Source organism: Dyella sp. (genome assembly GCF_035685805.1).
GTDB lineage: Bacteria > Pseudomonadota > Gammaproteobacteria > Xanthomonadales > Rhodanobacteraceae > Dyella_A.
The window spans coordinates 147,126-161,366 of sequence record NZ_DASSAB010000043.1; the positions used below are offsets into that span (position 1 = coordinate 147,126).

Here is a 14,241-nt window from a genome sequence, read left to right on the forward strand (position 1 = left end):
CGGCTAAGTCATTGCGCCGGAGTAGTTCATGGATTTCCGATTTACCGAAGACCAGCTGTCGATCCAGTCGATTGCGCGCGACTTCGCCCAGAAGCGCATCGCGCCGGTCGCCGCCGAACTGGACGCCAAGGGCGAGTTTCCGCTGGACAACATCCGCGAGATGGGCCAGCTGGGCCTGATGGGGATCGAGGTGCCGGAGGAGTACGGCGGCGCGGGCATGGACACCATCGCCTACGTGCTGGCGATGATCGAGGTCGCGGCGGCCGACGCGGCCACCTCCACCATCATGTCGGTCAACAACTCGCTGTTCTGCAACGGCATCCTCAAGCACGGCACCGAGGAGCAGAAGCAGAAGTACGTGCGCGCGATCGCACAGGGCGAGGGCATCGGCGCCTACGCGCTGACCGAGCCGCAGTCCGGCTCCGACGCCTCGGCCATGCACACCCGCGCCACCAGGAATGGGGATGGCGACTGGGTGATCAACGGCAAGAAGAGCTGGATTACTTCCGGCCCGGTGGCGCGCTACATCGTGCTGTTCGCGATCACCACGCCGGGCATCGGCGCCAAGGGCGTGTCCGCCTTCATCATCGACACGCAGAAGCCCGGCTTCCAGGCCGGCAAGACCGAGCCGAAGCTGGGTATCCGCGCCTCGGCCACCTGCGAGATCGAGCTCAACGAGTACATCTGCTCCAAGGACGACGTGCTGGGCGAGATCGGCAAGGGCTTTGCGATCGCCATGGGCGTGCTCGACGCCGGCCGCATCGGCATTGCCTCGCAGGCGGTGGGCATTGCGCGGGCTGCCTATGAGGCCACGCTGCAGTGGTCGCGCGACCGCAAGGCGTTCGGCCACCCGATCGGCACGTTCCAGATGACCCAGGCCAAGATCGCCGACATGAAGTGCAAGCTCGACGCCGCCACCCTGCTCACGCTGCGCGCGGCGTGGACCAAGATGGAAGCGGAGAAGACCGGCGGGCGCTTCAACACCGAGGCCTCGGTGGCCAAGCTGGTGGCGTCGGAGGCGGCAATGTGGATCACCCACCAGGCCGTGCAGGTGCACGGCGGCATGGGCTACTCCAAGGAAATGCCGCTGGAGCGCTACTTCCGCGACGCCAAGATCACCGAGATCTACGAGGGCACCAGCGAGATCCAGCGCATGGTGATCGCGCGGGCGGAGACGGGCCTGCGCTGAGGCGACGTGGGGGCGGGGCAACGGCCCGCTGTCGCGGTTCCCGCGCGAGGAAGCACAAAAAAGCCCCGGCCTTGGCCGGGGCTTTTTTTTCACTGCCCGCCCCGGTAGAGCGAGCGGTGGGTGAAGCGGGGCGGCGCGCCGCCCCTGCCGGCTCAGGTTCCCCGTCGCGGATCGGAATCGAACGGCTGCATGCCGTCATGGCCGCGGGCCGGCTTGTCGTTTTCCGGTCCGTCGAGCTTTTCGCCGAGCAGGCGGCGCACCACCACGTAGAACACCGGGATCAGCAACAGGCCGAGGAAGGTGGCAAACAGCATGCCGCCGATCACGCCGGTGCCGATCGCATGGCGCGAGTTGGCGCCGGCGCCGGTGGAGATCGCCAGCGGCAGCACGCCCAGGATGAACGCCATCGAGGTCATCAGGATCGGGCGCAGTCGCAGCCGGGCCGCTTCCACCACGCCTTCGCGCAGGCTCTGGCCCTGGGCCTGCTTTTCCACCGCGAACTCGACGATCAGGATCGCGTTCTTCGCGGCCAGTCCGATCACCGTGATCAGGCCGATCTTGAAGTAGATGTCGTTCGGCAGGCCGCGCAGCATCGAGAACGTGACCGTGCCCAGCAGGCCCAGCGGCACCACCAGCAGCACCGCCACGGGGATCGACCAGCTTTCGTACAGCGCCGACAGGCACAGGAACACGATCACGATCGACAGCACCATCAGCAGCGTGGCCGAATTGCCGGAGAGGATTTCCTGATACGACTGGCCGGTCCAGTCGTAGCCGAAGCCCGAAGGCAGGTCGTCGTTGACGATCTTCTCCATCTCCGCCATGGCCTGGCCGGTGGAGAAGCCTTCCGCCGCGTTGCCCACGATCTCCACCGCCGAATAGCCGTTGTAGCGGGCCAGCGCCGGCGAGGCGAGCGTCCATTTCGCGTCGACGACGCTGCTCACCGGAATCATCTGCGGCGTGCCGTCGGCGTCGGTCTGGTTGCTCGGCGTGTAGATGTGCTGCAGCGCGTCCGGCCCCATCCGGTAAGGCTGGTCGGCCTGCATCAGCACGCGCTTGACGCGTCCGCCGTAGGCGAAGTCGTTGACGTAGACCGGTGCCAGGGTGAGCTGGATCGCCTGGTAGATGTCGCTCACCGACAGGCCCAGTGACTGTGCCTGCACGCGGTCCACGCTGAGCTTCAGCGACGGCGCGTCTTCCAGCGCCTGCGGGCGGATGCCGGTGAGCTTGTTGTCCTGCGCGGCCTTGGCCAGCAGGGTGTTGCGTGCCTTGGTCAGCGCGCTGCGATCCTGGCCGGCGCGCGCCTGCAGCCACATGTCGATGCCGCCGAACTGGCTCAGGCCGCGGATGGTCGGCAGGTTGACCACGAAGATCTGCGCGTCGCGGATGCCGTGCAGCATGCCGTTGGCCTTGGCGATGAACTGCTCGGCGGTGACGTCGCGCTTGGCCCAGTCCTTCAGCCGGATAAAGGTCATGCCGGTGTTCTCGCCGGCGCCGACGAAGCTGAAGCCGGAGATCTGGAACATGCCCTCCACCGCCGGATCGTCCTTGATGGTGGCGCGAACCTGCTTCATCACGGCCTGGGTGCGGTCGACCGTGGCGCCGGGTGGCAACGACACGATCGCCAGCGCGAAGCCCTGGTCTTCGCTGGGCACGAAGCTGGTGGGCATGCGCACGAACAGCACCCCGCAGATCACGCAGATCGCGGCGAACACCATCATCCAGCGCGGCGCATGACTTATCGCGCTGCCGATGTGACCACCGTAGATGCGGGTGACGCGGTCGAACACCTTGTTGAAGCCACGGTAGACGACGTTCTTCTTGTCCCCGTGCTCGGGCTTGAGGAAGCTCGCGCACAGCGCCGGCGTGAACGACAGCGCGAGCAGCGCGGAGAAGCCCATCGACACGGCGATGGTCAGCGCGAACTGCTTGTAGATGACGCCCGAGGCGCCCGGCTGCAGCGCCGAGGGCACGAACACCGCCGCCAGCACCACCGTGATCGCCACGATTGCACCGGTGATCTGGCCCATCGCCTTGCGGGTGGCCTCCTTCGGCGAGAGGCCTTCCTCGGTCATGATGCGTTCGACGTTCTCGATCACCACGATCGCGTCGTCCACCACGATGCCGATCGCCAGCACCATGCCGAACAAGGTCAGCTGGTTGATGGTGAAGCCCAGCGGCAGCAGGCCGAGGAAGGTGCCCAGCAGCGCCACCGGAATCACCAGCGTGGGAATGACGGTGGCGCGGAAGTTCTGCAGGAAGATCAGCATCACGCCGAACACCAGCACGATCGCGATCGCCAGCGTCTCGATCACCTCCTTGATCGAGATGCGCACGAACGGCGTGCTGTCGTAGGGCGCAAACCAGGTCACGCCGGGCGGGAAGCTCTTGGCCAGCTCGTCCATTTTCGAGCGCACCGCCGTTGCCACGTCCAGCGCGTTGGCGCCGGGCAGCAGCTGCACGCCGAAGGCGCCGGCCTCCTTGCCGTTGTACTGGGCGTGGAAGCCGTAGTTCTGCGGGCCGAAGGCAATCCGTGCCACGTCACCGAGCTTGACCGTGGTGCCGTCGCTGTTGGCGCGCAGGATGATGTCGCGGAACTCCTCCGGCGTGGAGAAGCGGCCCTCGGCCGAGACCGTGGCGCTGAAACCCTGGCCCGGCGGGGCCGGGTCGGCGCCCAGCGCACCGGCGGCGAACTGCACGTTCTGGGCCTTGATCGCGTTGAACACCTGCGTGGCCGACAACCCGTAACCGTGCAGCTTGTCCGGGTTGAGCCAGATCCGCATGGCGTATTCGGAGCCGATCTGCCGGATGCTGCCCACGCCGGAGATGCGCGACACCTGATCGAGCACCTGCGAGGAAACGATGTCGTTGAGGCGGGCGCCGTCCACGGCGGGATTGTCCGAGGTGAGCGCCACGAACATCAGGAAGTCGGGGTTGGCCTTGGCCACCACCACGCCCTGCTGGGTCACCTCCGAGGGCAGTCGCGGGGTGGCCAGCGAGACCTTGTTCTGCACCTGCACCTGGGCGATGTCCGGGTCGGTGCCGGTCTCGAAGGTGAGCGTGACATTGGCCGAGCCATTGGCGCTGGAGGACGAGCTGAAGTACAGCAGGTGGTCGATGCCGGTGAGCTGCTGCTCGATCACCTGGGTGACGGTCTTCTCGGTGGTGTCGGCACTGGCACCGGGATAGGTCGCGCTCACCGTCACCTGCGGCGGCGCGATGTTGGGATACGACTCGATACCCATGTTCAGCACGGCGAGCGTGCCGCCCAGGGTGATCAGGATGGCGACCACCCAGGCGAAGATCGGGCGATCGATGAAGAAACTCGGCATGATCGCGCTCCGTTACTGCTTGGCGGCGGACGCCTTGCCCGCGCTGGTGGCTGGTTGCGGCTGCGCGTCACCCGGCGTCTTGCGGTCGGCGGGCGTCCACGGCTCGGTCTTGGCCGGTGCCCCATCCTTCACCGACTGCAGGCCGGACACGATCACCTTGTCGCTGGCCGCCAGGCCATCGCTCACCACCCAGTTGCTGCCGCTGACCTGCTCGGCGGTGACATCCTTGCGCGCCACCTTGCCGTCCTTGCCGACCACCAGCACATACGCGCCGGTGGTGTCGCGCTGCAGTGCCGGCTGCGGAATCAGGAAGATCCGGTGCTGCTCGCCCAGCTTTGCCTTGAGCGTGACGTACATGCCCGGCAGCAGGCGATGCTCCGGGTTCGGCACGGTCGCGCGCAGATCCACCGAGCCGGTGGCGGGATTGACCGCCATGTCGGCAAAGTTGACCGTGCCCTGGTGCGGATACGCGCTGCCGTCGGGCAGGCTCACGGCGACGCTGGCGGTGTTGGGGTCGGCCAGCGTGAGGTTGCCCTGGGCCTGCGCCTGGCGCATCTGTTCGAGCTCGCTCGCGCCGAGGGTGAAGTTCACGTACAGCGGGTCGATCTGGTCCACCGTGGTCAGCAGCGTGGCTTCGCCCTGGCCGACCAGCGCGCCTTCGGTCACCTGCTGCTTGCCAGCGCGGCCGTCGATGGGTGAGGTCACGGTGGCGTAGCCGAGGTTGATCCGCGCAGTCTGCACGTTCGCCTGGGCCTGCTGCACGCTGGCCTGCGCGCTGCGCTCGGTGGCCTCGGCGTTGTCCAGGTCCGACTTGGACACGTAGCCCTTCGGCGCCAGTTCGCGCACCCGCTGCGCGGCGACCTTGGCATTGGTGTAGCTGGCGCGGGCTTGGGCCAGGTTGGCCTGGGCCGCGTCGAGCGAGGCCTTCAGCGGGGCCGGATCGATCTGGAACAGCACCTGGCCTTTCTTGACGTCGGAGCCTTCGTCATAAGTGCGCTTCAGCACCACGCCCGACACGCGCGCACGCACATCGGCGCTGCGGAACGGCGACAGGCGCCCGACCAGGTCCTTGGTAAGCGGTGTGCTGGTGGGCGTGGCCGTGATCACGCCCACGGTCGGCGGCGGCGGGGCCGGCGGGCTCTTGTCCTTGCCTCCGCACGCGGCCAGGGCGAGCAGACCCAGGCACAGCAGAGGGGTGCGCAGTGAAGAGGGGTTCATGAAGACTCCAATCTTTCGGGTTCGATGCTTTCGGGTTCGGGGCTTGCGGGCTTGGGTTTGTTCGGTGCTGCACCATGGCGTCACGCCTGCGCCGGGGCGGGCGCTCGGGCATGCGTGATGGCGGCAAACCGGACGGGACGACGGTGCAAACGCGGACGATGCGTCCGCCGACGGGCGGACACCCGCGCGTCCCGGACCGCAGACTATACCCGCCGGTTTACAATTTGTCTTGCCCGCATGCGTGCTCGTGTGCCCGTTTTTGTCGCGGACTCGCGACCTCGTCCGCTCGCCTTCGCGCGCACCGCATCGCACGCGATCGGCACGATCTCTCAGCACCCGCTCCGCGCACTCGGCGCTGCCAGGTCGGCGATCGCCGCCGGTGCTGCTCAGCGTGCCTTTTTTATTGCGCTGCAACGTGCCCACGACGCAGCGCGAGAGCGCTCCACCATGCGCGCGAGCATGGCTGCAAGCGGCGCCGCGCGGTGGATTCGCCCGGTGCCCCGGCGTATCCTCTTGGGGCTTTTAGATCCCCATCTGTCTCCACTGCACAGTAGAAGCCATGAATGCGATCCGCGCGGACGAAAATGTTTCCCTCGCAGCAGTTGTTCTCGACGAAATAAGCAAAAAGGATTTGCCCGCCAAGCGCCTCCAGGAGGCGCAATTTTTTATCCGCGCTTTCTTCGCCCGGCTGGCCGCGGGCGACCAGTCGCTGCACACCGCTGCGGAGTGGGCAACGTTGGTGGAGGGCCTGCTGGAATTCATCGACCAGCGCCAGGTGGGCCGCGCCTCGGTGCGCGTGCTCAACCCGATGGCCGGTCACGATGGCCGCAGCGTGGTCGAGGTGGTCACCGACGACATGCCGTTCCTGGTCGACACGGTGAGCATGATCGTCTCGGCGGAACTGCAGATCCACGCCGTGATCCATCCGGTGGTGAGGGCGACGCGCGACGCGTCGGGCAAGCTGCAGGCGCTGGGCGATGAGGCCGACTCCGCCGAGTCGGTAATGCATTTAGAGGTGGACCGGCTCGCCGACGAGGCGGCCCAGGCCGCACTGAAGTCGCGCATCGAGGACGCACTGGAAGACGTGCGCGCCGCCGTGCGCGACTGGGCCGCCATGCGCGACCAGGCTCGTGCCATCGCTGCCGACCTGCCGCAGCGCCAGCCGGCACTGGATCCGCGCGTGGCGCGCGAGGCGGGCGAGTTCCTGCGGTGGGTGGCGGAGGACAACTTCACCTTCCTCGGCTACCGCGAATACGAAGTGCGGCAAGGTCCGGATGGCGAGGTGCTGCAATCGGTGGACGGCTCGGGCCTGGGCATCCTGTCCGGCAACGAGCGCTCGGTGGCACCGCGTTCGCTCAGTTCGCTCAGTGCACGCACGGCCGTACCGGCCGGCGCCGCCGAGGCGGTGATCCTGACCAAGACCAACGCGCGCTCGCAGGTGCATCGTCCCGGGCACATGGACTACATCGGCGTGCTGCGCTTCGACGCCAGCGGCAAGCCGGTGGCCGAGCAACGGTTCCTGGGGCTGTTTTCCTCCAACGCATACATGGCCCGCCCGCAGGACGTGCCGCTGGTTCGCGAAAAGGTGGAAGCGGTGCTTACGCGCTCCGGGCTCAAGCGCGACTCCTACTCGGGCAAGTCGCTGCGGCACATCCTGGAGACGCTGCCGCGCGACGAGTTGTTCCAGTCCAACGAGGACGAGCTGTTCAACGCGGTCACCGGCATTCTCGAACTGCGCCAGCGTGCGCACACGCGCCTGTTCGTGCGGCGCGACCGTTACGGCCGGTTCTTCACCTGCATGGTGTTCGTGCCGCGCGAGCGCTTCAACACCACGGTGCGCGAGCGCATCGAGGCGCTGCTGCGCGACGCGCTGCACGGTGAGCAGGTCGACTCGGCCGTGCTGATGGGCGAGGCCGCGCTGGCGCGCCTGCACGTGGTGGTGCGTCCGCGCGTCGGCGAGCAGGTGAGCTACGACACCACCGCGCTGGAGCACGGCGTGGCGGCGATCGTGCGCAACTGGCAGGACGAGGTGCGCGATGTGCTGGTACGCAATGTCGGCGCGCACGAGGGCGTGGTGCTGGCCAACCGCTTTGCGCGCGCACTGCCGCCGGGCTACATCGACGAGGTGACGCCGGAAGTCGCCGCCGCCGACGTGCAGGCGCTGGCAGGACTCGACAGCGAAGACGCCATCCGCATGTCGCTGTACCGGCACGCCGACGGCTCGCTGCGCTTCAAGGTGATTCACTACGGCCACCCGATTCCGCTCTCCGAAGCACTGCCGATGCTGGAGAACATGGGCGTGCGGATGCTCGCCGAGCATGTCTACACGTTGGAGAACCAGCACCAGCCGCTGACGATCCACGACTTCGAGCTCAAGCCGAAGCAGCCGCTAACCTTCGAGCTGGCGCACGTGCGCGACCGTTTCGAACGCAGCTTCGAGGCGCTGTGGCGCGGTCAGGCCGAGAGCGACGGCTTCAACAACCTGGTGCTGTTCGCCCAGGCCGACTGGCGCCAGGTGGCGGTGCTGCGCGGTTACTGCAAGTACCTGCAGCAGGTCGGCATCGCGTTCTCGCAGACCTACATGGAAGCCACGCTCAACCGGTACCCGGCGATCGCCGGCGTGCTGATCGAGCTGTTCTACGCCAAGTTCGACCCGCGTCGCGAGAGCCTGTCCGCCGACGAGCGCGAGCGCGCCGGCGAAGACCTGCGGCGGCAGATGGTGGCGCTGATTCCCGAAGCCACCCGCGCCGCGCATGCGGAGCTGGTCGACGGCATGGTCGCCTCGCTGGCGCAGCCGCGCGCTGCCCAGGTGCAGGTGCTGACTGACGCGCTGCGCACGCTGCTCGACGACGTCGCGAGCCTGGACGACGAGCGCATCGTCAAGAGCTACCTGGACGTGATGGACGCCACCCTGCGCACCAGCTACTTCCAGCAGTGGAACGGGCAGGTGCGTCCTTACATCAGTTTCAAGTTCGACTCGCATCGGGTGCCGGACGCGCCCAAGCCGGTGCCTTACCGCGAGATATTCGTGTACTCGCCGCGCGTCGAGGGCGTGCATCTGCGCTTCGGCCCGGTAGCGCGCGGTGGCCTGCGCTGGTCCGACCGTCGCGAAGATTTCCGCACCGAGGTGCTGGGCCTGGTGAAGGCACAGATGGTGAAGAACACGGTGATCGTGCCGGTCGGCTCGAAGGGCGGTTTCTATGTGAAGAACCCGCCCGAGGGCGGCGACCGCGATGCGCAGCAGGCCGAGGGCATCGCCTGCTACCGGCTGTTCATCGCCGGCCTGCTTGACATCACGGACAACCTGGTCGAGGGCCAGGTGGTGCCGCCGCACGATGTGGTGCGCCACGACCAGGACGACCCGTACCTGGTGGTCGCGGCCGACAAGGGCACGGCCACCTTCTCCGACATCGCCAATGCGATCTCCGTCGAACATGGATTCTGGCTTGGCGACGCGTTCGCCTCCGGCGGCTCCAACGGTTACGACCACAAGGCGATGGGCATCACCGCCAAGGGGGCGTGGGAGTCGGTCAAGCGCCACTTCCGGGCGCTCGGGCGCGATTCGCAGACGCAGGACTTCACCTGCGTGGGCATCGGCGACATGTCCGGAGACGTGTTCGGCAACGGCATGCTGCTGTCGCGTCACATCAAGCTGGTGGCGGCGTTCGATCACCGCCACGTGTTCCTGGACCCGAGCCCGGACGTCGAGCGCTCGTTCGTGGAGCGCGAGCGGATGTTCGCCCTGCCGCGATCGAGCTGGGCCGACTACGACACCTCGCTGATATCCACCGGCGGCGGTGTCTATCCGCGCAGCGCCAAGTCGATCCCGATTTCGCCGGAGGTGCGTGCGGTGCTCGGCATCAAGGGCGACGCGACGCACCTGCCGCCGAACGAGTTGCTGAGCGCCATCCTCGAGGCGCCGGTCGACCTGCTCTGGAACGGCGGCATCGGTACCTATGTCAAGGCGGCCAGCGAGACCCACGCCGACGTCGGCGATCGCGCCAACAACGCGCTGCGCGTCAACGGCGCCGAGTTGCGTTGCAAGGTGGTGGGTGAGGGCGGCAACCTCGGCATGACCCAGAAGGGCCGTATCGAGGCGGCCCAGCACGGTGTGCTGCTCAACACCGACTTCATCGACAACTCCGCCGGTGTGGATACCTCCGACCACGAGGTCAACATCAAGATCCTGCTCGGTGACGCCGTGCAGCGCGGCGAGCTCACCGAGGAGCAGCGCAACCAGCAGTTGCGCGTGATGACCGACGAGGTGGGCCAGCTGGTGCTGTGGGACAACTATCGCCAGAACCAGGCAATCACGCTGATGGAGCACCAGTCGACCAAGCGACTCGGTTCGATGGCGCACTTCATCCGCACGCTGGAAGGCGAAGGCCTGCTCGATCGCCAGGTGGAAAACCTGCCGACCGACGCCGAGCTGACCGAGCGCAAGGCGCGCAGCCAGGGCCTGACCCGGCCGGAGCTGTCGGTGCTGCTGTCCTACGACAAGATCAAGCTGTTCCAGCAGCTGCTGGAGTCGGACGTGCCCGAGGACCCTTACCTGTCCAAGGAACTGGTGCGTTACTTCCCCGAGCCGCTGCACGACAAGTACGCCGAGCACATGCAGCGTCACCGCCTCAAGCGCGAGATCATCGCCACGGCGGTGACCAACTCGACCATCAACCGCATGGGCGCCACCTTCATGATGCGCATGCAGGAGGACACCGGTCAGGGGCCGGCGGCGATCGCCAAGGCCTACACCGCGGCGCGCGAGATCCTCGACGCACGCGAATTGTGGGCACAGATCGAGGTGCTCGACAGCCAGGTGGCCGAGAGCACGCAGATCGACGCGATCCTGCAGATCTGGAGCCTGCTGCGGCACATGACGCGCTGGCTGCTCAACCGCCCGGGCGGCACGCTGGATATCGCCGCGAATGTGGATCGCTACCAGAGCCGGGTCAGCGAACTGCGCAAGGCGCTGCCCGACGCACTGACCGACACCGGCCGCGGCGATTTCGAGTCGAGCCAGGAGAAGTGGGTCGGCCTGGGGCTGCCGGCCGAGTTGGCGGTTCGGCTGGCGCGGCTGTCCGAGCTGCGTGCAGCGCTGGACATGGTGGAAGTGGCCCAGCACAGCGGGGAGCCGGTGGCGAAGGTGGCCACGGTGTTCTACGAGCTGGGCGAGGCGCTGGACCTCGAGTGGTTGCGTGACCAGATCGAGGCGCTGCCGGTGGAGGGGCACTGGCATGCCCAGGCACGCGGTTCGCTGCTGGACGAGCTGAACCACCAGCATCGCGCGCTGGCGCTGCAGGTGCTTTCGCTGTGCGGCGAGCGCACCGACCGCTCGCCGGTGCAGGCGTGGCTGGAGCGCGACGACGCCACGCTGAAGTACACCCGCACCATGCTGGCGGAGATCCTCACGCAGAACGCGGACTACCCGATCGCCTCGGTCGCGGTGCGTCGACTGGCCCAGCTGGCGCAGGTGCCCGCTGGCTGAGCGCCGGCCGGATGAGTGCCGGCCAGCCGAGTGCCGGCTGGCTGAGTGCACGTGGTTGCACGGGCCCGCGCGTTGATCGCGCGCGGGGCCGTGTCCGGCGCCGGCGGATCGATGCGCACGCCCGTATGCCGGTCGGTGGGTGGTGCCTAGCCGTCCGTATGCGTGGCGTGCCTACCGAGCCGCGGCTGCCTTCCTCACGGCGGTCCGGCGTGCTCCTGTAAGCTCGCCGGACACTTCCAGCCGACCCAGACCATGCGCTTTGCTTTCGTTGCCAGCGACACGCCGCTCGCCCAGCAGGCCCGCCGCAAGCTCGTCGAACGCTACGGGCATACGGCACCACTCGAAGCCGAAGTGATCGTTGCGCTCGGCGGCGATGGCTTCATGCTGCGCACGCTGCACGCCCATCACGCACTGCCGGCTCCGGTGTACGGCATGAAACTGGGCCGGGTCGGATTTCTGATGAACAAGCATCGGCTGGACCAGCTGCCCGAGCGGATCGCCCGCGCCCACACGGCGACGTTGTACCCGCTGGAAATGCACACCACCGACGCCGCGGGCGAGGTATCCAGCGCCATCGCGTTCAACGAGGTGTCGCTGCTGCGCCAGAGCAACCAGGCCGCGCACCTGGAGGTGACGCTCAACCACACGGTCAAGCTCGCCAACCTGGTCTGCGACGGCATCCTGGTGGCGACGCCCGCTGGGTCGACTGCCTACAACCTGTCCGCCCATGGGCCGATCCTGCCGCTGGACGCGAACGTGCTCGCACTGACCCCGATCAGCCCGTTCCGACCCCGACGCTGGCGCGGCGCGATCCTGCCGCATCTGACCGAGGTGGGCCTGCGCACGCTCGATCCGGGCAAGCGGCCGGTCAGCGCCACCGCCGACTTCCACGAGGTTCGAGACGTCCGTGCCGTGACCGTTCGCCAGTCGCGCGAGAATGGCGTGCGGCTGCTGTTCGATCCGGAGCACAACCTGGAGCAGCGGATCCTGGACGAGCAGTTCGCCGCCGATTGACGCGATGGATCAGACGCGCGCGGGCAGGTGTGCCTGCTCGCTCCGCTACGCATCGCGGTGCGCCTTTGCTAGATTGGCGCTCCCACGCCCCGGCGCCGCGCATGACCTCTTCCGCTCCAGACGCCCACGATCCTTCGGCTGCCGGCGACAACCGGCTGGTGGTGGCGATCTCCTCGCGGGCCTTGTTCGACATGGGCGACAGCCACGCGCTGTTCGAACGCGACGGGCTGGACGCCTATCGCAGCTTCCAGATCGACCACGAGGACGAGATCCTGCCTCCGGGTGTCGCGTTTCCGCTGGTGCAGAAGTTGCTCGGGCTCAATCGGTTGGCCGGTGATGTACCACCGGTGGAAGTGATCCTGCTCTCGCGCAATTCCGGCGACACCGGCCTTCGCATCTTCAACGCCATCCAGCATTACGGACTGGAGATCAGTCGCGCCGCCTTTACCAGCGGAGCGCCCACCTCCGACTACATCGCGCCGTTCAAGGCCGATCTGTTCCTGTCGGCCAATGCCGAGGATGTCGGACGCGCGCTGGCCGCCGGTGTCGCCGCGGCCACCATCCTGCCCAGCACGGCGCCGCCGCGGGCCAGCGAACAGCTGCGCATCGCGTTCGACGGCGACGCGGTACTTTTTGGCGACGAGGGCGAACGGGTGTCGCGCGAAGAGGGCCTCGACGCGTTCCACCGCAACGAGCACGAACGTGCCGCCGAACCACTCTCGGTGGGGCCATTCCGCGGATTCCTGACTGCAGTGCACCGGTTGCAGGCGGCCTTTCCGGCGGAGAACTCGCCGATCCGCACCGCGCTGGTCACGGCGCGCTCCGCACCGGCACACAAGCGCGTGATACTGACCCTGCGCAAGTGGGGCGTGCGCATCGACGAGGCGCTGTTCCTCGGCGGACGCGACAAGGGGCCCTTTCTCGACGCATTCGGCGCCGACATCTTCTTCGACGATTCCCCGGCCAACGTAGAGTCTGCGCGGCGACACGTGGCGACAGGCCATGTGCCGCATGGCGTGAGCAACCGCTAGCGGCATCTGGTGTAACGCGGGGATCCACCGGCCGTTTGCTTTCCCGGCGTGTGATGTGCTCCCATCGCCAGCCGTTACGGCACGGGGTGGCCCTGGCTGGCGGTCCAGATGTCGTACCAGTCCTGCGCATCGAGCTCGATATCCAGGGCAGCGACAGCCTCGGCCAGTCGTTCGATGCGGCCGCTTCCGGTAATCGGATACGGGCGAGACGGGTGACGCAGGATCCAGGCGTAGGCGAGCGTCGTCAGGCTGATGCCTAGGCGCGTCGCGATACCTTCCATCGTCTCGCGCACGCGTACTGCCTGGGGATCGCTGCCGGAGAAAAGGCGCCCGCCGCCCAGCGGAGACCAGATCATCGGGCGCAAGGCCAGTTGCTGGGCCTGGTCGAGCACGCCGTCGTCGAGCGCCTGCATCGCCAGCGGCGATAGTTCCACCTGATGGGTTGTCAGCGGATGATGCTGGTGGAGCAGGGCGAACTGGGCCGGCGAATGGTTGGATGCACCCCAGTGGGCTACCTTGCCTTCGCTCGTGAGCTCGCGGAAGGTCCCGGCCAAGGCTGCCGCGTCCATCAGGTAATCGGGCCGATGGATCAGCACCAGGTCGAGCTGCTCGACACCCAGGTTCGCCAACGACCGTTCGACCTGCGCGCGGAGGTAGGCGCTGGAGGTGTCGTAGTAGTTCAGTCGGTAGGCGTGTTCCGGCGAGCGCAGCCGGATGCCGCATTTGCTCACCAGCTGCATCCGGCCGCGTAGCCGGGGTGCCGCCCGCAGCGCCTCGCCGAAAAGCGCTTCAACGCGGTAATCACCGTAAATGTCCGCGTGGTCGAATGTGGATATGCCGAGTTCCAGCGTCTGTTCAATCCAGCGGACGCGGGCGGGCACGTCCAGCTGCCATTCCGCCATGCGCCACATGCCCGCAACGATGGGTGAGAGTGCAAGAGGCGTGTTGGGCATGACAGCGTGCCGTGGCGAA

Annotated in this window: 7 protein-coding genes; 4 read left to right on the forward strand and 3 right to left on the reverse strand. The window is 67.4% G+C overall.

Annotated features, from left to right (window positions below):
- Nucleotides 1–28: 28 nt before the first annotated feature.
- On the forward strand, nt 29–1,189 hold the full coding sequence (locus tag VFG40_RS12925) for an acyl-CoA dehydrogenase family protein (protein ID WP_324898099.1): 1,161 nt from the start codon (nt 29–31) through the stop codon (nt 1,187–1,189).
- A gap of 152 nt (nt 1,190–1,341) precedes the next feature.
- On the opposite strand, the gene VFG40_RS12930 is transcribed toward VFG40_RS12925, so the two are convergent.
- Complete coding sequence (locus tag VFG40_RS12930) at nt 1,342–4,521, reverse strand: multidrug efflux RND transporter permease subunit (protein WP_324898101.1); 3,180 nt, start codon at nt 4,519–4,521, stop codon at nt 1,342–1,344.
- Between the two features lie 12 nt (nt 4,522–4,533).
- On the reverse strand, nt 4,534–5,739 hold the full coding sequence (locus VFG40_RS12935) for an efflux RND transporter periplasmic adaptor subunit (RefSeq protein WP_324898104.1): 1,206 nt from the start codon (nt 5,737–5,739) through the stop codon (nt 4,534–4,536).
- A 559-nt stretch (nt 5,740–6,298) separates the two neighbouring features.
- On the opposite strand from VFG40_RS12935, the gene VFG40_RS12940 reads away from it, so the two are divergent.
- The 3 genes from VFG40_RS12940 (at nt 6,299) to VFG40_RS12950 (ending at nt 13,269) form a co-directional block, all read left to right on the forward strand.
- Nucleotides 6,299–11,224 (forward strand): NAD-glutamate dehydrogenase, encoded by a 4,926-nt coding sequence (locus VFG40_RS12940; protein ID WP_324898106.1) that lies wholly within the window; start codon nt 6,299–6,301, stop codon nt 11,222–11,224.
- 252 nt (nt 11,225–11,476) lie between these two features.
- The gene (locus VFG40_RS12945) at nt 11,477–12,238 is read left to right on the forward strand and encodes an NAD kinase (RefSeq protein WP_324898109.1); all 762 of its coding nucleotides are present in this window, start codon (nt 11,477–11,479) and stop codon (nt 12,236–12,238) included.
- Nucleotides 12,239–12,339: 101 nt separating this feature from the next.
- Nucleotides 12,340–13,269 carry a 5'-nucleotidase gene (locus VFG40_RS12950; RefSeq protein WP_324898111.1) on the forward strand — a complete coding sequence of 310 codons (930 nt, stop codon included), beginning with the start codon at nt 12,340–12,342 and terminating at the stop codon, nt 13,267–13,269.
- A gap of 74 nt (nt 13,270–13,343) precedes the next feature.
- Here VFG40_RS12950 and VFG40_RS12955 read toward each other — a convergent pair whose 3' ends face one another.
- Entirely contained in the window at nt 13,344–14,222 is an 879-nt protein-coding gene (locus VFG40_RS12955; RefSeq protein ID WP_324898113.1) for an aldo/keto reductase, read from the reverse strand.
- Nucleotides 14,223–14,241: the final 19 nt, after the last annotated feature.